The sequence below is a fragment of the Staphylococcus pasteuri genome (genome assembly GCF_003970495.1).
Taxonomy (GTDB): Bacteria; Bacillota; Bacilli; order Staphylococcales; family Staphylococcaceae; genus Staphylococcus; species Staphylococcus pasteuri.
Map to the genome: position 1 here is coordinate 68,122 of NZ_RXWW01000078.1, position 19,301 is coordinate 87,422.

General features: G+C 30.7%; 19 protein-coding genes. 7 read left to right on the forward strand and 12 right to left on the reverse strand.

Going from position 1 to position 19,301, the window contains the following annotated elements; translation table 11 throughout:
- Positions 1-50: 50 nt before the first annotated feature.
- On the forward strand, positions 51-1,046 hold the full coding sequence (locus tag CD121_RS10840; RefSeq protein ID WP_126568269.1) for an acrylyl-CoA reductase family protein: 996 nt from the start codon (positions 51-53) through the stop codon (positions 1,044-1,046).
- Positions 1,047-1,161: 115 nt separating this feature from the next.
- On the opposite strand, the gene CD121_RS10845 is transcribed toward CD121_RS10840, so the two are convergent.
- The 10 genes from CD121_RS10845 to CD121_RS10890 form a co-directional block, all read right to left on the reverse strand.
- Positions 1,162-1,563, reverse strand: a complete 402-nt coding sequence (locus CD121_RS10845) for a GNAT family N-acetyltransferase (RefSeq protein ID WP_126568271.1) — start codon at positions 1,561-1,563, stop codon at positions 1,162-1,164.
- A gap of 19 nt (positions 1,564-1,582) precedes the next feature.
- Positions 1,583-2,617, reverse strand: coding sequence for an NAD(P)/FAD-dependent oxidoreductase (locus CD121_RS10850; protein WP_017636822.1), 1,035 nt, complete (start codon positions 2,615-2,617; stop codon positions 1,583-1,585).
- Between the two features lie 161 nt (positions 2,618-2,778).
- Complete coding sequence (locus CD121_RS10855; RefSeq protein WP_017636823.1) at positions 2,779-3,192, reverse strand: DUF2871 domain-containing protein; 414 nt, start codon at positions 3,190-3,192, stop codon at positions 2,779-2,781.
- A 122-nt stretch (positions 3,193-3,314) separates the two neighbouring features.
- Positions 3,315-3,902: a YcnI family protein gene (locus tag CD121_RS10860; protein ID WP_017636824.1), complete on the reverse strand. Its 588-nt coding sequence runs from the start codon at positions 3,900-3,902 to the stop codon at positions 3,315-3,317.
- An 11-nt stretch (positions 3,903-3,913) separates the two neighbouring features.
- Complete coding sequence (locus CD121_RS10865; protein WP_037555564.1) at positions 3,914-5,167, reverse strand: copper resistance CopC/CopD family protein; 1,254 nt, start codon at positions 5,165-5,167, stop codon at positions 3,914-3,916.
- A gap of 159 nt (positions 5,168-5,326) precedes the next feature.
- Positions 5,327-6,682, reverse strand: coding sequence for an MATE family efflux transporter (locus CD121_RS10870; RefSeq protein ID WP_108000387.1), 1,356 nt, complete (start codon positions 6,680-6,682; stop codon positions 5,327-5,329).
- Between the two features lie 95 nt (positions 6,683-6,777).
- Positions 6,778-7,197 carry a MarR family winged helix-turn-helix transcriptional regulator gene (locus CD121_RS10875; protein ID WP_017636827.1) on the reverse strand — a complete coding sequence of 140 codons (420 nt, stop codon included), beginning with the start codon at positions 7,195-7,197 and terminating at the stop codon, positions 6,778-6,780.
- 212 nt (positions 7,198-7,409) lie between these two features.
- Positions 7,410-7,835, reverse strand: coding sequence for a lipocalin-like domain-containing protein (locus CD121_RS10880; RefSeq protein WP_017636828.1), 426 nt, complete (start codon positions 7,833-7,835; stop codon positions 7,410-7,412).
- A gap of 37 nt (positions 7,836-7,872) precedes the next feature.
- The gene (locus CD121_RS10885; RefSeq protein WP_017636829.1) at positions 7,873-8,628 is read right to left on the reverse strand and encodes an SDR family NAD(P)-dependent oxidoreductase; all 756 of its coding nucleotides are present in this window, start codon (positions 8,626-8,628) and stop codon (positions 7,873-7,875) included.
- A 21-nt stretch (positions 8,629-8,649) separates the two neighbouring features.
- Positions 8,650-9,969 carry a GntP family permease gene (locus CD121_RS10890; RefSeq protein ID WP_017636830.1) on the reverse strand — a complete coding sequence of 440 codons (1,320 nt, stop codon included), beginning with the start codon at positions 9,967-9,969 and terminating at the stop codon, positions 8,650-8,652.
- A gap of 149 nt (positions 9,970-10,118) precedes the next feature.
- On the opposite strand from CD121_RS10890, the gene CD121_RS10895 reads away from it, so the two are divergent.
- Both CD121_RS10895 and CD121_RS10900 read left to right on the forward strand, forming a co-directional pair.
- Entirely contained in the window at positions 10,119-11,045 is a 927-nt protein-coding gene (locus CD121_RS10895) for a LysR family transcriptional regulator (protein ID WP_126568273.1), read from the forward strand.
- A gap of 272 nt (positions 11,046-11,317) precedes the next feature.
- Positions 11,318-12,097, forward strand: coding sequence for an SDR family NAD(P)-dependent oxidoreductase (locus tag CD121_RS10900; protein WP_017636832.1), 780 nt, complete (start codon positions 11,318-11,320; stop codon positions 12,095-12,097).
- Between the two features lie 212 nt (positions 12,098-12,309).
- Here the strand turns inward: CD121_RS10900 and CD121_RS10905 are convergent, their stop codons facing one another.
- Complete coding sequence (locus CD121_RS10905) at positions 12,310-13,587, reverse strand: YhgE/Pip domain-containing protein (protein ID WP_126568276.1); 1,278 nt, start codon at positions 13,585-13,587, stop codon at positions 12,310-12,312.
- Between the two features lie 165 nt (positions 13,588-13,752).
- Between CD121_RS10905 and CD121_RS10910 the strand changes: the two genes are divergently transcribed.
- On the forward strand, positions 13,753-14,361 hold the full coding sequence (locus CD121_RS10910) for a TetR/AcrR family transcriptional regulator (RefSeq protein WP_126568279.1): 609 nt from the start codon (positions 13,753-13,755) through the stop codon (positions 14,359-14,361).
- A 65-nt stretch (positions 14,362-14,426) separates the two neighbouring features.
- Positions 14,427-15,374, forward strand: coding sequence for a magnesium transporter CorA family protein (locus tag CD121_RS10915; protein WP_017636835.1), 948 nt, complete (start codon positions 14,427-14,429; stop codon positions 15,372-15,374).
- Positions 15,375-15,772: 398 nt separating this feature from the next.
- Here the strand turns inward: CD121_RS10915 and CD121_RS10920 are convergent, their stop codons facing one another.
- Positions 15,773-17,212, reverse strand: a complete 1,440-nt coding sequence (locus tag CD121_RS10920; RefSeq protein ID WP_126568281.1) for a sucrose-specific PTS transporter subunit IIBC — start codon at positions 17,210-17,212, stop codon at positions 15,773-15,775.
- Between the two features lie 198 nt (positions 17,213-17,410).
- On the opposite strand from CD121_RS10920, the gene CD121_RS10925 reads away from it, so the two are divergent.
- Both CD121_RS10925 and CD121_RS10930 read left to right on the forward strand, forming a co-directional pair.
- Positions 17,411-17,782 carry a YbgA family protein gene (locus tag CD121_RS10925; RefSeq protein WP_126568283.1) on the forward strand — a complete coding sequence of 124 codons (372 nt, stop codon included), beginning with the start codon at positions 17,411-17,413 and terminating at the stop codon, positions 17,780-17,782.
- 944 nt (positions 17,783-18,726) lie between these two features.
- Positions 18,727-19,197 (forward strand): hypothetical protein, encoded by a 471-nt coding sequence (locus tag CD121_RS10930; protein WP_126568286.1) that lies wholly within the window; start codon positions 18,727-18,729, stop codon positions 19,195-19,197.
- Positions 19,198-19,301: the final 104 nt, after the last annotated feature.

Below are 19,301 nucleotides of genomic sequence, written 5' to 3' on the forward strand. Positions count from 1 at the left end.
GAAGAAAAATTTATAATGAAGGTCATAAATATTGAAGGAGTGAACTAAAAGTGTCAGAAAAATTTAAAGCTTATATCGTAGATAGAGACGATGAAGGAAACGTCTCTTCAGATTTTAAGCAACTTACAGTAGATGATTTACCTGAAGGTGATGTACTGATTAAAGTACATTATTCAAGTATTAACTATAAAGATGCATTAGCTACTCAAAATAACAATGCAATTGTAAAACAATACCCAATGGTACCGGGTATCGATCTATCTGGTGAAATTGTTGAATCAAATGCACCAGGCCATAATGTAGGTGATAAAGTCATAGTAACTAGTTATGATTTAGGTGTAAGTCATTTTGGTGGATATAGTGAGTATGCTCGAGTTAAAAGCGAGTGGATTATTGATTTACCAGAGGATTTAACTTTAGAAGAAGCAATGATCTATGGAACAGCAGGCTATACTGCAGGATTAGCCATCGAACGTCTAGAAAATGGTGGAATGACTATTGAAAAAGATAGTGTACTTGTCAGAGGTGCTTCTGGTGGTGTAGGTATGTTATCTGTTTTAATGTTAAATAAATTAGGTTATGACGTAGTTGCTAGTACTGGACGTAAAGATGTAGATGATAAATTAAAAGCGATTGGTGCTAACGAAGTTATCGATCGCTTGCCTAAATATGATCATAAGCCTTTAGCATCTAGAACATGGCAAGCAGCCATCGATCCTGTAGGTGGTGACAGTTTATCTAATATTGTAAATAGACTCGATAATAATGGTAGTGTAGCAGTAATCGGCATGACTGGCGGTACTAAATTTGAAAGTTCTGTCTTTCCGCTTATTTTAAGAGGCATAAGTGTACTAGGTATTGATTCGGTATTCACTCCTATCAAATTGCGTAAATTAGTTTGGCGTCGTCTAGCCAAAGATTTAAAACCAAAACAACTGCATGATATTAAAGATGTCATTTCATTTAAAGATTTACCAAAAGGTATCGAACGTGTGATGAATCATCAACACATGGGTCGTATCATCATTGACTTTGGTGTTAAATAAATCTTAAAAATAAAATAAAGACGTGCTCGTTCAATATAATGTAAACTCAAAAAGTTAGATTAAAAGTTCTAATTTTTGAAGTTCATTACAATGATGAGTACGTCTTTTTATTATCCTAAAATAGGATATACATACCTGTTGAATGGGGTTCAGTAGACTGGAACCCAAATTTTTCATATAGTTTATCAGCTGGATAATCGGCCATTAAGCTTACATATGTACCTGTTACAGCATTTTCTTCCACATATTTCATAATATGTTCCATAATTGTACGGCCATAACCTTGTTCTTGATAATCAGGATGTAGTGCTACATCGACAACTTGAAGTGTAGTACCACCATCACCGGTAACTCTTCCCATCCCTATCAAAGTTTTATCATCATACAATGTGACATTGAAACATCCATTCGGCAATCCTTTTTGTGCCGCTTCTACCGACTTAGCACTCATTCCTGCATCTACTCTTAATTTCAAATAATCATCTACAGATGGTGCTTCATATTTAATGTTTATCATTTTGTTCCCCCGTTTTATATTAATATAGATATTGATTCATAATTTCTTTGTTTGATTCTTTAAATATTTCATTATGACTTGAAACATATCCTTCTGCAGCAGCATCAGGTTGGATATAAGTTTTAGCAAGGTTAGCAGCATTACCTGCGTCACTAAACGCACTTGCAATCAAATGAACCTTAGCTTCATGATGAACAATATCGCCACAAGCGTAGATGCCAGGAATATTAGTCGTTGTATTTCCAAATCCTTTTACTCGATATTCATCATACAACTCAAATTGAGACGTACAATCTTTTAATAATGGATTTTCATGATCGAATCCATGACTTATAATAACATCATCAAATGAATGAGTCGAAGTTAAACCGGTTTGTAAGTTAGTTAATTTAACTTGATGAATATAATTGTCTTCGTCGTTACCAATCAGTTCACTAATTTGTGTATAAGGTATCAACTGAACGCCTAAATCTTCAAGCACCTTAGTCATCGCTTCATAACCAGTTATCTCTGGTTTTCTATAAACTACGGTCACACTTTCAGCTATTTTAGCAATATCTCTCGCCCAATCTAATGCTGTGTTACCCCCTCCAGAAATAAGCACATGTTTGTCTTTAAATCTAGAGAATGATTGTACAACATAATGTAAGTTTGTAAGTTGATAACGCTCAGCACCTTTAATTTTCAGTGGTTTGGGATTAATAATACCTCCACCAATAGCAAAAATTACAGCTTTTGAATGATATACTTGTCCTTCTTCAGTTTCTATTTCAAAATGTCTTTCGTCTATTTTTCTTATATCAATAACACGTTCATTTAAATTCACTTTGGGATTAAAATGTAGGCCTTGCTGAATCATATCTTTAATGACTTCATGACACGGCTTAGGTGCTACGCCACCAATATCCCAAATTATTTTCTCTGGATACACTTGCATCTTACCACCAAGCTTATCTTGAACATCAATAATTCTCACAGACATACCTCTAAGCCCGGAATAAAAGCTAGCAAATAAACCTGCTGGACCGCCACCTATAATTGTAACGTCTTCCATTTAGTTTCCCCCTATTTAAACACTGTAAATAACATTTATATCATTTCTAAATGAAAATAATTATCATTCAATACTTTTACATTATACTATAAGGTATTTTACATATGAAGCAAATCATTTTATAAAAAAACTCGTGAGTCACTACCACCCACGAGCTGAAATTAATCTTTAGGTTCTTTAATGATTGCTTGTCTTAATAAGAAAAATAGTATTAATAATGCTGCTAACATAGCAGTATGACCCATTCCTGCAAATCCAGGGAATGAAGCCGGTACTGTTTTTCCTAATACTTGATAAGTACCTTTAACTGTCATCATACCAACTGTTACTAATACACCGATATGATATATAACAAAGAACCAATTAAATAAATAATAACTACTTAATTTAAATGACTTTTCTAATGATAATAGTAATAAAAACATAAACATACCTAAAATCAATGTATGTGTATGTACTAATGATAATTGTGTATCACCCGTAAAATGATGTGCTTTAGTTAGTTCTCTATAATAAAACCCACTAAATAATCCAATAATCATGTAAAAAAGAAATGAGTATAATAATCTTCGCATGATTCTTCCTCCCTCACGATTATATTATAGAACATATTTGATATTATGAAAGTGACAAAACAACAAATATTTAAGTTATAAAAGAGGACACGACCTATCAAAATCGCATCCTCTATGTTTAATTATTTTTTTGATTTTTTGAAAATAGCTACTAGAGAAAGTAAAATTGCTACAATTGATACAACCCATAACGCGATAGAACTACCACTTGTTGATGATTCATCACTTTGTGAACCAGTTGGGTTAGCCCCTTTTTTCACTGTTGTAATTGGTGCTGGGTGTTCACTATCTTCTTTACCGTCCCATTTAACAACATCGCCATTGTCATACGTTTGAACAGCTTTCCATTTAAAGCTACCTTCTTTATCTGGATTAGCTGCAACAATTGGGAATTCTATAAATTCATTAGGACCGATACCCTTACCAGTCGCTTTCCAAGTTACTTTAGTAATGTTACCTTTTTTATCTTTTTCAAATGAATGCTTAAATCCTTCAACTGGTGCTACATTCTCAAGATTAACGCCTTTTGGTACAGTTAATTCAACTTTTACCGTATTGTCATTTTGTTCAACTGGCACTCTCACATCATATTTATCATAAGATTCTGGTTCGCTTTCATTTGGATTTAAAGTTACATGTGCATCTGCAACCTTAAAAATTCCTAACGTAAAAAATAAAATAAAACTCATTGAAATTAATTTTTTTAACATAATTCGGCTCCTTAACCTGGTATATTGATTTGACTCATCATCACACCTACGAATATAAGTATGATTCCTATAATTAATTCTATTATTAACGTCACTTTATTAACTTGTTGACGTTTACCTAAAGCTTTCGTGGTTTGATATAAACCTAAAGCCATCATTATTAATGTACCAATGACTTTTACAAGTATTAGTATTGTCCATGTTTGCATGTTGGACCAAATTGCTAAAATATTCGTTTCATCAATAGCCATTAACACACCTGAAATAATTATCATTGCAACAGCAATAGTATTCACCTTAAACAGCATTGAACGTATATTTTTTAACCGCTCAGATGAATTGTTATTCACCATATACCAAACAAGATATGCAAGTGCACCTAACCATAATGTCATACCTGCAATATGTATCGTTCTAATTGCGATAGACCAAATTGGAATTGATTGAGACCACGCATGACCAGACATACTTATTGTTAGTATCATTACTATTGAAACTAGCCAATACCAAATTCGATCCATATTTCTAATTATAATCAAAGCATATAATACTATCATTGCAATTGAACTTAAAATAAATGGAAATTGCATTAAAACATCAATTTTAAGTGATAATATAGCATCTACAACATCTGAGGTTAATGTCATCATGTATAACAATAATGCCATTATATACGCCATTATCATCATAAATGAAATACTCATTTGTTTAGGAAATAATTCAAATGAATGTAATTGGCGACGTTTAGCAATACCGTTTAACCAAAACAGACCTACTAAAATAATGGTTGTTCCTTCAGCAATATATCTCATTACTCCAAACCAAAAACTTGGTTCTGCATAAAAAGCGCTAGATGTATCTATATCTTTGGCAGTTACTTTACCTACCGAAAATTCAAATTGATCTCCTACTTCATGCCCGTCAGCTGAGATGGCTTGCCATTTAATAGTATGCGTACCTTTACCAACTTTATCTGGTGAAAACGTTAAAGTTTTTGCCCAGCCAGATGTTGATGGCTTAACTTTACCTAATTCCTTACCTTCATCATTATATAAAGTGATATTGGAATACTTCGAATTTACTGGTTCATTAAATTCTAATTCAATTTCTTCAGGCATTTGTTTTACAACGCCATCTTGCTTAGGATTCGTCTTTTCTAATGTTGCATGAGCTGAAGCTTGATTCATCATGGAAGGCAACAAAGAAAGAAAAAACATCACCATTACGGCAATAATAATCTTAGGGTACTTATTAATATGTACCATCGAACCCCCCTTATCTAAATAACTCGTAAATTATTCCATATTACATCATAACGATTACTACTTTAATTCACAATAATATTGAAAATTGTTCATTATTTAGTCACAAAAGAAAAAGGACAACCATCGTTTTAATAATAATGATTGTCCCTCTATTTACAATTATTCTTCTAATAAAGCTTCTTTATCAACTGTTAATTTATTTCTTAATAAGTAAACGATCAACATCGCTGCTAAAGCACATAATGTTTCTGCGATTAATAGTGACCATACTACCCCTGTTAAACCAAACAAACTATTCATGACAAATAATACTGGAATGATAACTGTACCTTGTAAAATAGCCATAATTGTTGCACCGCGACCTTGTCCAGTCGCTTGTAACATACCAGTGAATAAGAAACCAATACCATTTAATAATAATGATGTCATTGTCACTTGTAACATGAATGTAGCAAGATCAACAATGTGTGGATCTGTACTAAATAATTGAATGATTTGGTGACCAAACACAAATACTATAATCATACTTACTGCAAAAATCGCAAAGATAGAAATGATAACAGCTTTAACCGTATCTTTCATTCTTGATTTATTAGCAACAAAATTATAAGCAATCAAAGGTACAACGCCTTCACTTAATCCCATAATAATTAGTTCTGGAAATTGTACTAATCTAAATTGAATACCATAACTGGCAATAGCATAGTTACCATAATTAGCTAAAAACAAATTCAATACTAATCCAGTTACACCCATAAGTACAACCATTAAGAAAGCTGGAATACCAATTTTGAAAATTTCTGCCATCATTTCTTTATTTGGTTTAGCAAATTTAACATTTACAGAAAGTGATTCAATTTTTTTCATAAAATAAAGAATAAAGAATATTGCAGCTACTAAATTTGAAATTGCAGTACCTAAAGCAGCACCAACTACATTTAAATCAAAACCGAAAATTAAAATCGGATCTAAAATCATATTTAATACAACACTTGCTAACATTCCTACCATAGAAACTATTGGTGCTCCTACTGCACGTGCAAATTGTTCTAAAATAAAGAATAAAATAACAAATGGGGAACTTAAGAACATAATTCTTAAATAATCACTTGTAAATTTGATTGTTTCACCGTGTGCTCCTAAAACTTGTGCAATTTGATCAGTAAACGGTAATGTCACTAATGCAATAATGACGCCAAGTAATAAGCCTCCATACATTGAAAAGCTACTAACGTATTTACTTTTACTGTAATCTTTGGCTCCTAATAATCGTGAAATATAAGTTCCACCACCTACACCAAATAGATTACCGAATCCCATTAATGCAGCAAATATTGGTAATGTTAGTGATATTGCTGAAATCATATGGCTATCATCTAAAAATCCTATGAAATATACATTTAAAATCCCATAAATTACACTTAATAAACTTCCTATCATCATTGGTAATGAGAAATGCATCATTGCTTTAAATATTGGTGCTTTTTCAAAAAAATACAATTGTTCGTCTTTCATTATTCTTACTTCCTTTTAATTAGATGGCTAATAGTTAGATTTCTAACTATATATCGAAAAATATAGTGGCTATTACTCTAAATAATAACCACGCATTATTTCAAGTTTTTCATCATTTGTTCTATAATTTCTTTAAATTTCAGTTGATCTTCATCTGAGATATTTAATAGTAATCTTTCTTCAATTTCATCAAATACTTTAGTAAAAGATTCTACTAATTCTAGACCTTCGTCCGTTAGTTTCAAAATTTTACTACGTGTATCTTCTGGATTAACTTTCCTAAAAACTAAATGATTTGCTTCCAGATTTTTTATTATACTGCTGACCGTTGAACCTTTTCTACCAAAGAATTCCATTAATTCTTTTTGTGATATACCTTTTTCTTGATAACGATATATATATCCTAATGTATGACTTTGTTCTTGTGTAATTCCAAAATCATCTAATCGTCGATCTGCATAATTCTTCATCTCATGTGCTAAGCTTCTTAATAGAAATTGATATGTCACTTCCATCGCTTCACCTCATTTAGTTAGATATCTAATGAATATATTAACACGGTTTTCAAAAATTACAACCGATATATTAAAGTTCTAATTTTCTGATTATTTATCGTTTATTTTAAAATATAAAGAAGGTAATCTCTATATCATTTGTAATAGAAATTACCTTCTTTATTAGTCTGATAACATAATGTCTTAGACCTTTTAAAAATTACAATATTTAATTAGTGATTAACACGTTTCCAAACTAATTTTTGGTTTGGCACATTACCATTAACAATGCTTAAAGTGTCACCTTCAAGTTCGAATAAACGTGGTTGTGTATCGCCTAACCAAGTTGGGTTCATACTTACTTCCATAGTGTGATAAACTGTTGAATTTTCTTCATCTAATTCATATTTACCTGAGTAAGCAACATAACCATGTGCAGCTTCTGCCATTTCATCTTTTGTACCAGTGTGTAAGTCACCAGAAGCATAAGCAGATCTACCTTGTTGCATTAATTGAGCTGACATATAACCATCTGGATTATACATAATAAAACCAGTTGCGTCTTTACCTAAAGGATAGAAGATATTACCATTTTCATCTTCATCTTGATAGTTAACTAATGCCCATGTTCCAATTAATTGTTCTTTTAAATTACTCATATTTATTCCTTCTTTCTATAGATTTTGAAATAATGAATTATGCGTTAGATCCACCAGATACACTAATAGTTTCACCAGTAATAGCTGAAGCACCATCAGAAGCTAAGAATAGAACAGTATCAGCAATTTCATGTGGTTCTAATAAACGATTCATTGGCATTTTACCAGTGATATATTTTTCCATAGCTTCTTGTTCTGTTGAATTATCTTGTTCTGCTAAGTTAGCAAGTTGATTTTCAATTAATTTAGTACGAACTGGTCCTGGTAAAACTGCATTTGATGTAATACCAAATTTAACAGTTTCTAGTGCTACAGTTTTAGCAAATCCGATTTGAGCAAATTTTGAAGCTACATATGCAGATTTGAATGGGTCTGCCATTTCACCATGTGCTGAAGAAATAGTGATGATACGTCCTTTTTCTTGTTGTTTCATACTTGGGATTGTATGTTTTGTCATTAAGAATGTACCTGTTTGAATAACACCTAATACTTGGTTCCATTTTTCTAATGGGAAGTCTTCAACTTTAGAAATAAATTGGATACCTGCGTTATTAACTAATACATCAATTTCACCATATTTACTTCTAATGTCAGCGATAGCAGATTTAATAACTTCTTCATCTGTTACGTCAACTTGATAAGCTACACCATTTTCTAATGAGTCTGCTGCTTTTTCAGCTGCATCTTTACTCATATCAAAGATAAATACACGATCGCCTTGTTTATCAAATCCTTGTGCGATTGCGTAGCCAATTCCTTGTCCTGAACCTGTTACAATTACGTTTCTAGTCATATTAAATTCCTCCTAAAATGTTTATATAAATGCGGATGCGATGATTACAACAATAAGCGCTAATAAATTGGCACCCGTATTAGTAATAAATAAATATTTAAAGCCATTTTTGTGATTTAAACCTGTCAATGCGAATAGTGTTAATACAACACCAGTATGTGGCATAACAGTAAATACAGATGAAGACATTACTGCAACTCTGTGAATTGTATCAGGGTCAATACCCATATCAACATACTGTTTACCAAATGCTTGCATGACAATACCTAATGAACCTGAAGCAGAACCTGTTATAATACCGAATAACGCAGAAGCTACAGATAAACTTATTAATGGATTTCCTGGTATATTTAATATTAAAGATTTAATACTTGAAAATCCTGGTGCTAAAGTAACTACTGTACCAAATGCAATTGCAGAAGCAGTTAAGAACATTGGTGTTACTGAACTACCAGCACCTTCGTTAATAACTTCTCTATGGATATTGATGTGTTTATGGAATAAAATGGCAGATAAAATAATTGAAATAGCTAAACTAATAAGAATAACGTTATCAATTTTTAATATACTACCAATAATATTGATAATAATTAACACAACGATAGGTAAAATACTTAGATAAAAATTAGGTGTAGATTTTTCTTCATTTTCTAAATCTAAATTACTCGTATTAAAATCATCAAAAGTTTCACCTTTTGCAAGACTTTTATTTAATGCATGTTTCATGTACCATAAACCAAATACTATGGCAACGATTGTTCCAATGATTCCTAATAAAGGTGCTGCTGTTAATGTTGTACCCAAATATTTAGTTGGTACAACATTTTGTACTGAAGGTGTACCTGGTAACATTGTCATAGTAAATGTTCCTAAACCTAACATGATAGGAATACAAATCAAATTCCATGCAATATTCAATTGTTTGAATAAAGGTTTTGCTAAAGGCACGATAACGAAGACAACCACGAATAAGCTAATGCCTCCGTATGTTAAAATTGCAGTGATTAAAAATATAGAAACTAATATAGAATATGGATTGCTAGTACCAATTTTACTAATTATTTTAGAGGCGATAGAATGTGCTGCACCACTTTGATCCATGTATTTTGCAAGTAATGAACCAAGTAAGAACACGCCAAAGAAACTAATAATAAATTGAGCCAATCCAGTAATATATGATTCTTTAGTTCCAATTAAGGAATTAAAGAAAGGTAAACCGTTTGTTAAAATAACAATAATTGAAGCAATTGGACCTACTATTAAAATAGAATATCCATTCATTGAGAAATAGATAATGAATAATATCCCGATAATAATACCAATTGTACCGATGATTTCCATATTGGCCCTCCCTTAAAGTAGAATTTCAAGTTTAATTTTTGTCTATTTGATGACAATTAATATTATCAACCCAAAATTAGGTTTTGTAAAAGATTGTTTTAGGTATAAAAACTATAACTAAAAGGTTATATAGAGGAAAGAGTGTCTAAATGATAAACACAAGATCAAGTAAATATTTAGAGGAAATCAATAGATTTGGTAGTATTTCCCAAGCAGCAAAATATTTATACATTTCACAGCCGTATTTAAGTAAGTTTATTAAAGAATTAGAAACTGACTTAGGCACAGTGTTATTAAATAGAGAGAAAAATCCAATTACTTTAACGTACGCTGGGGAACGTTATATAGAATATATGAATCAAATTAAATATACGTATGATGAAATGAAATCGGAATTACAAATGATTTCTGGATTAAAAAAAGGTCGTTTAGTCATAGGAATTAATCCTATACTAGCAGCCCATGCATTATATAAGATATTGCCAGAATTTATAAAAGAATATCCAGGTATCGAATTAAAGTTAATAGAAGAATCAGCTCATCGAATTGAGCAATTACTTATTGATAATAAGATTGATATAGCAATTACGATTTTGCCTTTTTATCAAGGTGTATTCCAGTTTGAAACTCTATCTAAAGAACCCATATATTTGATGATTCCATCCAATCATTCATTAATTACAAATGATAATTACAAAAACAAATCAATTTTTGAAATTCATCAAGAACTAGTAAATGATAATTTTATATTGTTAAAACCGAATATGGCTTTGCGTAAAATCACTAATCAAATATTAGAAGACAATGAGCTTGAACCCAATATTGCGATGGAAACGATCAGCATTGATAATGCTTTAAGATTGGTAAATGAAGGCTTAGGGATTACTTATGTACCAGAAAGCGTTAAAAACAGTAGTAAACATTTTGAAGGGTTAAGTATTAAATTAGAGAACCCTAGCTATTTTAATCAAGTTGTAGTGGCATATAAAAGTGATAAATTTAATCACTTGTCTAAAGCTGCACATATGTTTATAGAATTAGCTAAAGCTACATATAATAAAAATGAAGATGAATGAATTTAAAATTATAGCCTGAGACATTAATTGTCCCAGGTTGTTTTATTTTATATAAATTTCAAGAGTAGTAATTATATGAAGACACTAATCAAATAGTGTTTTTAAGTAGTAGTTGAATACAAATGAGCATTCATTTATGTTTCTATGGTGAACTTATTATTTAAAAAATGTAATATGAAAATAAAAATTTATAAAAGTAAGCGTTTGCACTAGGAATTTCATATATCTTATTTTAAAATGGATACATACATAAACATAAGGAGATGGATTAAATGTCAGTATTAGATAAATTCAAATTAGAAAATAAAGTAGCTATCGTAACAGGAGGAGCTTCTGGTTTAGGTAAATCTATGGGAAAAGCTTTAGCTGAAGCAGGTGCTAATCTTGTAATTGCAGATATGAATTTAGAAGTTGGACAACAAACTGCTAAAGAATTTGAAGAAGAAACAGGAAATAAAGCCATTGCATGCAAAGTAGATGTAACAAATGTTGATCAAGTAAACGACATGGTAAAAGAAACAATGGATACATTTGGTCATATTGATATCTTGTTCAATAATGCAGGTATTAATGAACATGTTGATTTTGAAGATATGCCATATGAACGTTGGAAAAAAACAATGGATGTTAACTTAAACAGTATGGTACTAGTTACAAATGCTGTTGGTGAAGTCTTCCGTGAACAAAAGAGTGGTGTTATTGTTAATACATCTTCAATGTCAGGTGTTATTGTAAACACACCACAACCACAAGCAGCATATAATACTTCTAAAGCAGCTGTAATTATGCTTACTAAAAGTTTAGCAAATGAATGGGCTAAACATAATATTCGTGTAAATACAATTGCACCAGGATATATGAAAACAGAATTAACTAAAGATTATTTCGCTAAAGGCGGAGATATGATTGATACTTGGATGAATATGACTCCTATGAATCGTCCAGGTGTACCAGAAGAATTACAAGGTGCAGCACTATACTTAGCTTCAGATGCATCATCATTCGTTACTGGTTCAGTTATTACTGTTGACGGTGGTTACACAGCACTTTAATCGTATTCAAAATTGAAGTGTCTGAGACATTAAGTTTTGAGACAAAGGATAAAAGGCAATTTCTATTGAAAAATATAGAAATTGCCTTTTTCTTTGATTCAATATATACATTACTGGTAACGAATACATGTTTTATTAACATTTATTTACACAAAAAAACTGCCGATAAGACATATATCTTATCGACAGTTATTGAAATTTATCGTGCTATATTATGCTGGAATTTCAGTACGTTTGTTACTATGTTTTCTAAGAGCTGCTGCTAATAAGCTTGATACTACTCCGAAAATCATGAATCCAATAAGCATCCACATTGTTGTATTTAACTCTAGATGATGATTCATATAGATAATTTCTTTTAAGCTTGTTGAGTAATGTGCAAATGGGTTCCAATCATAAATATATTTTTGATAGAACTCAGGTAGCATTTGTTTTGGTAACATTACTAATTGCATACTAAAGAACATTGCAATGAAGAAGATTGGTACTGATTTCATACCTAACCATGTCATTGTTCCAAGAATTAATCCAACGAATCCCATAATAGCTAATGCTACAAATATAGAAACTCTATTTGGATGATCAAAATGGAAATCTAACGCACCTTTCATGAAATATACATATGCGAAACTACCAGCAAATGCTGTAATAGCTGTAAATATCATTTGTGCTACAGACGCAATTAAACGATGTGCAATTTTAACGTTATTACTAGTTCTAAATGCAAAGAATAATAAGATTGATGCAACAATAGAACCCATCCAAACTGGCATGAACATTAAGAATGATGCATTACCGCCACCTTGGTGATCTTTAACTTCATTAATTTTATCGTTATTGATTTTAACTGGATTAGTTACAGCGTTAATATCTTTTGCATCAACTTTAACATTTTGTTTTTCTAATGTTTGAAGACTTTGTTTTGTAATTTGATTATTAATATTGTCACCCATACCTGACAATACGCTACTAGCCATTTGAGAACCTTGTAAACTTGTTCCTTCACTTACAATTGTTTTAAATTGTGCTTTTTTAACGTCAACTTTTTGGTTGCCCCTTTTTTTAGCCATTTGTTGTGCTTGTTGAGCTGGAATTTCACCTGATTTTACTTTATCTTGCATTTCAGATTTTTTACTATCCATTACGACTTTTTGAGTTTTACTCATAGCATTTTTTGAAAAGTCTTTTTCAAAAATTGCAGCCCCATAATATTTCTCTTTTTCCATACCTTTTTTAGCGTCTTTTTCACTGTCTACTTTAACCCATTTAACAGCGTCAGAATCGCTATCTAATAGTTTATCTTCTAATTTATCACCAATATTTGTTTTCTTACCTTGAATAGAAGTACCTTCATCGTGATTTACGATAGCAATTGGCATATCTTTTGGTTTAGGATTAAACGCTGGGTAAAATGCAACCGCGAAAATCATTAATATTAAAATGATTGCTATAGGCGTCAACCATAATAATTTACTTTTAAATATATTCATAACTTTTTTTCCTCCCTTGAAACAATTCAACAATTTGTTGAACATTTATCACTTTTACAATTATAATGAGTTTAAATAAATAAACAACAATCAATTAATAGAAAAACGTCTTTTATTGAACACTTCGGTGTATATTGTCTATTAATTATGGGAGGTTTTACATTTTTGAAGGAAGATCGACGTGTCCGTAAAACAAAATCAGCAATAAAGCATGCCTTTATACAATTATTAAAGGAACAAAATATTGAAAATATTACAGTGCAAGACATTGCAGATAAAGCTGATTTAAATCGAGGTACATTCTATTTACATTATGAAGATAAATATTTATTATTAACCGATATGGAAGACGAATGTATTGCTCAAATATCTAAATTCACCACCTTTTCAGAAATTGAAGGTGAAAATGTTGAAATGATTTCGACACTATTTATAGATAAAGTATTGCGAAACATCATTCAACATGTATATGATAATCTAGACTTTTATAATACGATTCTTAATTTGGAACGAAAAAGTCGTTTAGAAGAAAAAATAAGCGACCTGATACAATATAATATGAAGAATCAGATCAGTATTAATAATGAAATTGAAGGCATACCAGAAATGTATTTTCATAGTTATGTGTCAGGTGCCACAATCTCAATTATCAGATATTGGGTATTAGATTCTAATCGTATTTCTGTTGATGACCTTGTCACTCATATTTTCAAAATTATTTATTATGGTCCGTTACGAATTATGGCAGAACAAAAATACAATCAGTCTCGTTAAACACATTGCTCGTAAAATATTGTGATGCGTTTGAAGTTAAAAAGCTTGTGAAAGGACTTTTACAAATGATCACTGCATATAAACATTCAAATCAAATTAATAATGAAATTATCGAAACGACTCTTGATCAACAAGCATTGTGGATTAATGTAGTTGAACCTGATAGAGAAGAAATAGAACATTTAATGGAATATTATAATTTACCAGAAGACTTTATTCGAGATCCACTCGACTCAGAAGAAAGTGCTCGTATTGAGTATGACGAAGATACTGGATACTCACTGATTATTATCGACTTACCTCTAGTTAATTCAACAAATCGCAGTGTCCTATCCTTTATTACTATTCCATTAGGCATAGTCATTGGTAATGGTATCGTAATGACTATTTGTGACGCTGAAAATGAATTTTTAGAGAACTTCTCTAGACAAGACAATATTAATCTGAAGTTTCATAGTCGCTTTGCACTAGAAATCTTAACAACGATTGCGAATCATTATAATAGAAATTTAAGATTATTGAATAAATCACGTATTCGTATCGAAAGAGAATTGAAAAATAATATTACTAATAAGCAACTTTTCAAACTAATGGAAGTCGAGAAAAGTTTGGTATACTTCTTAGCAGCTTTGAAGGGTAACGATACAATAATTAAAAAGTTATTCCGTTTACCTGCTATTAAACGTTTTGAAGATGATGAAGAATTACTAGAAGATTTAATTATAGAAAATAACCAAGCAATTGAAACAACCGAACTACATCAACGTATCTTAGAAAGTATTACAACTTCTTATGCGTCATTATTATCTAATGATATGAATACGATTATGAAAACATTAACTATGTTTACTGTATTATTAACCCTACCTACACTGGTATTTAGTTTCTTTGGAATGAATGTACCATTACCACTAAGTGATCATAGTTACATTTCTTGGATTATCGTTGTCGTTATTTCTCTTATTCTTGTTGCAATCGTCAGTGTTTATTTATGGCGAAAACAAAAGCTATAGCTATAACAAAATTTAAAAAATCACTTGGGACATAAATCCCAAAATAATAGCACTAAGACGATTTATTTTAATCATCTTAGTGCTTTCTTTATACCCAATACTTCGTATTGTATGGCTCTCTTTGCCCAACTTGCTTTGCTTGTAGAAACTGATTTAATCAGTTTCTCTGTGTTGGGTCCCTTCCCATGGTACAGTTTCAGCCAGAAATACGGCACAGATAAATCTGTGAGTATTTCTAGAGTCTTCAACTAGTACTGTTCCCTCGGGAGTCTCGCCATAAATACTACGTATTTTGTGTGTAATTTTACATTATAATACTTTTAAAGAATAAGGCCTTCCGTATAATTTAATAGATATCATCAAAGTAAATTAACGAGTTGTCTTTTTTATAACCTATTTTATTGAACTTCTTTATATTTATTTCTTTTAGATAGAACAAATGTCACAAGAACTGAAACGACAAATGCTATTACCATTCCTATGAGGTAATGTAGCCAGCCACCATGGTTTGGATTGATTGATATAAATCCAGGTATACCTGCTGTACCTAAAGCTATTGCTTTAACTTTAAAGAATGAAATATACGCTGCACCAAGACCTGATCCTATAATAGCACCTATGAATGGGTATCTTAATTTAAGATTCACACCGAACATCGCTGGTTCCGTAATACCTAAAACTGCTGAAATACCTGCAGCTGATGCAACACCTTTTAATTTTTTATTATTTTTAATAATAAAGAATGACGCTAACGCTGCACCACCCTGAGCGATATTTGACATGGTAGCAATTGGGAAGATAAATGAACCACCAGTTTTAGCCTGGTCAGCAATTAATGTTGTTTCTACTGCAATGAAACTATGATGCATACCAGTGATAACGATTGGCGCATATAATAAACCAAAGATTAATCCGCCTATTGCACCACCAAATTCGTAAAGCCATGTTAAGCCATCTGATAACCAGTATCCTAATTGTCTTGTAATAGGACCAACAAATAAGAATGTAATAAATGCTGTTACAAAGATTGATAATAGTGGTGTTACTAAATTATCTAATACTGTTGGTATGACTTTGCGAAGCCATTTCTCAATAGTAGCTAATATATAAGCTGCCACTAACATAGGTAAAACTTGTCCTTGGTAACCTACTTGATTAATATGTAATCCAAATACATCCCAATATGGAATTGATTTACCCGCTTCTAATGCTTTCGGAAAATCATAAGCACTCATCAAACTTGGATGTACTAATATCATACCAAGTGCTGCGCCTAAGTATGCATTACCGCCAAATCGTTTTGCTGCACTAAATCCAATTAAAATCGGCAATAATGTAAATGGTGCATTGGCAAAAATATTAATCATCTCTGCTAATCCAGCAAATTGATCATGAACCTCAATCAAAGATTTGCCATCATAAAATAAGTCCTTAGCAGTTAATAAATTGTTTAGACCCATCAACAAACCACCGGCAACGATTGCTGGAATAATCGGAACAAAGATATCAGATAACATTTTCACAAAGCGTTGTAATGGATTCATATGTTTAGTTGACTTCTTTTTTACTTCAGAAGTTGTAGACGCTTCTTTACCAGTAATATTCTCCATTTCGTTAAATACTTTATTTACAGTCCCTGACCCAATAATAATTTGGTATTGACCACCAGTTGAGAATGTTCCTTTAACGACATCCATTTTAGATAATGCGTCTTCATCTACTTTACTTTCATCATTTAATATTAATCTAAGTCTCGTCGCACAATGCGCCATTGAATCTAAATTCTCTTCTCCACCTATTGCAGTTAATATATCTTCTGCTGATTGTTTATAGTTCATTTGTATAAACCCTCCCAATTTTTTGGAACCAGTTCCAAAATTACTAACTTTATTGTAAACGGTTGCAATAATTAAATCAACCTCATTCAATAAAGTTTTAAATTTAATCGTTGTCATGACAGTTAATTAACTTATATTAATTTACTCTTCAAATGGGTATAAGAATATAAATAATTAAAATTGAAAGGAGTTAGTTTATTGAAAGAACGTGGATATATCGAAAAATTATGGCGTGAAGAGAAATATCGTGTATTACTCCATAGTCAAAGCCATTACAATGCCATACGTGAAAGACTTAAACATAATCCCTCATATAATGAAATTAATCTAGTGATAAAAGAGGCAATTCAAATAACCCCTAGTCAAGGAAGTGTTATGAATGCTTACGATCATATGTGGGGATATTTCAAAAAGTTAGCTACAGAAGAAGAAAAGGAAACTGCTACAAAATTAAAGCATCAATTTAAACATCAAGATATTCCAATAGAAGATTTATTATCATTTTTAAGATTTTTAGCGTATCAATATGATGTTCAATATTTAAAAGAAAGCTCAGTATTAAAAGCATAAAAAAGACAAACCACACTTTTATAAGTGGTTTGTCTTTTTTGTAGGTAAAGGTAATAAACCTTTATTGACTCATTAAATGTACATTATTATAAATGTCTGAAGAAAGATTAATTCTAAGTTGTATCACTAAATAATTATAAACAATATAAAGGACTTATTTTTACATCCAGTGAAACGAATTGTCATGCTTCATTTAATTTGTTAGTACTTCGGGGGGAGTATTTCAAATTAATGTTTTTAAAAATCGCTACTTAAATATTGATGTTTCATCATACTTTAATTTTCAGAAGATGGTTATTCATTGGATGTCGTTTAAATATTTCTACCAAATATGAAATATGTTGTTGATTCTTGTTGTCATTGCTTCATATATTCAACATTGTTTCATGATGTCTAATTACTAGTTGCTAATGTGTTAGTAAAAATATTTAAAGTATGAATATAATCCTTGTTGTTTATACTAATGTTAAGTTAATCAATTTTTATTCACTAAATATGGTATATGTGATTCTATGTTGTCTCTCTCTTTTTGTTGTTATATCTAAGTTGTGTATATAAGGTACATTTAATACCATAGATTACAACCCTTAATCAATTTAAGTTTTTTAAAATTTCTTTTGGATTGGAATCTATATTTATTATGTACTAAAAAATGAGATTACACGCTATTGAAAATTTCCAAATATACAATACTATATTTCTAAAACCCCTTTTATGTTGCAAACAATACAAAAATGGCTACGTTTTCACAAAATTTTTACTATGAACTTTATTTTTAACTATTACTATTTGAAGGCGAATCTATTATAATATCAATTATTATTTAATCGCGTATTAAATGCCACAGACATTGAATATCATAAAAACTATTCAATGCAAACAATTTATAAGTGATGATTTTTTTAGATTTTCAAAACAAACATAGAGGAGCTTCGTAATATCATATGACATGTAACCTAAACCTTTTTCATCAGTACAGCACCAAGCCATTTCGTAATATTAATAAAGTCATCATCTTATTTTCATTAACTAATGACTTGAACATTAAAATCAACGGAGAAGTTAAAGATTTAGATGCACACATTGCTATAATTAATTATGGTGACATATTTGAAGTTGAAAATGCTCATAATATAGTACAATTAACGATTCCGATCTTTTATTTTTATGTAGAAGATGACGACTTTTTCCAGTGCTATTTCGATAGACATTTATTACAATCTAGTGGTTATATCAAAACGCTTATTCTACAAACTATACAACAATATTCAGAGGACCAAACGGTTGATCATCAACTTTGTTCCAAAGTAATTCAGACCTTGTATAAAGAAGCAGTTATAAAATACGATGTTGATTATATCCCCAATATGTCAATTAGTAATACTTTGTTTTCAGAGTGTTTACTTTTTCTTTAAGATAGAATAACTCAAACTATTTCTTTAAAAGATGTCGCTATAAATAGTAGTATTTCAGAATCTTATTGTTCAAATTTATTTATACGTTATTTAAATATGAATTT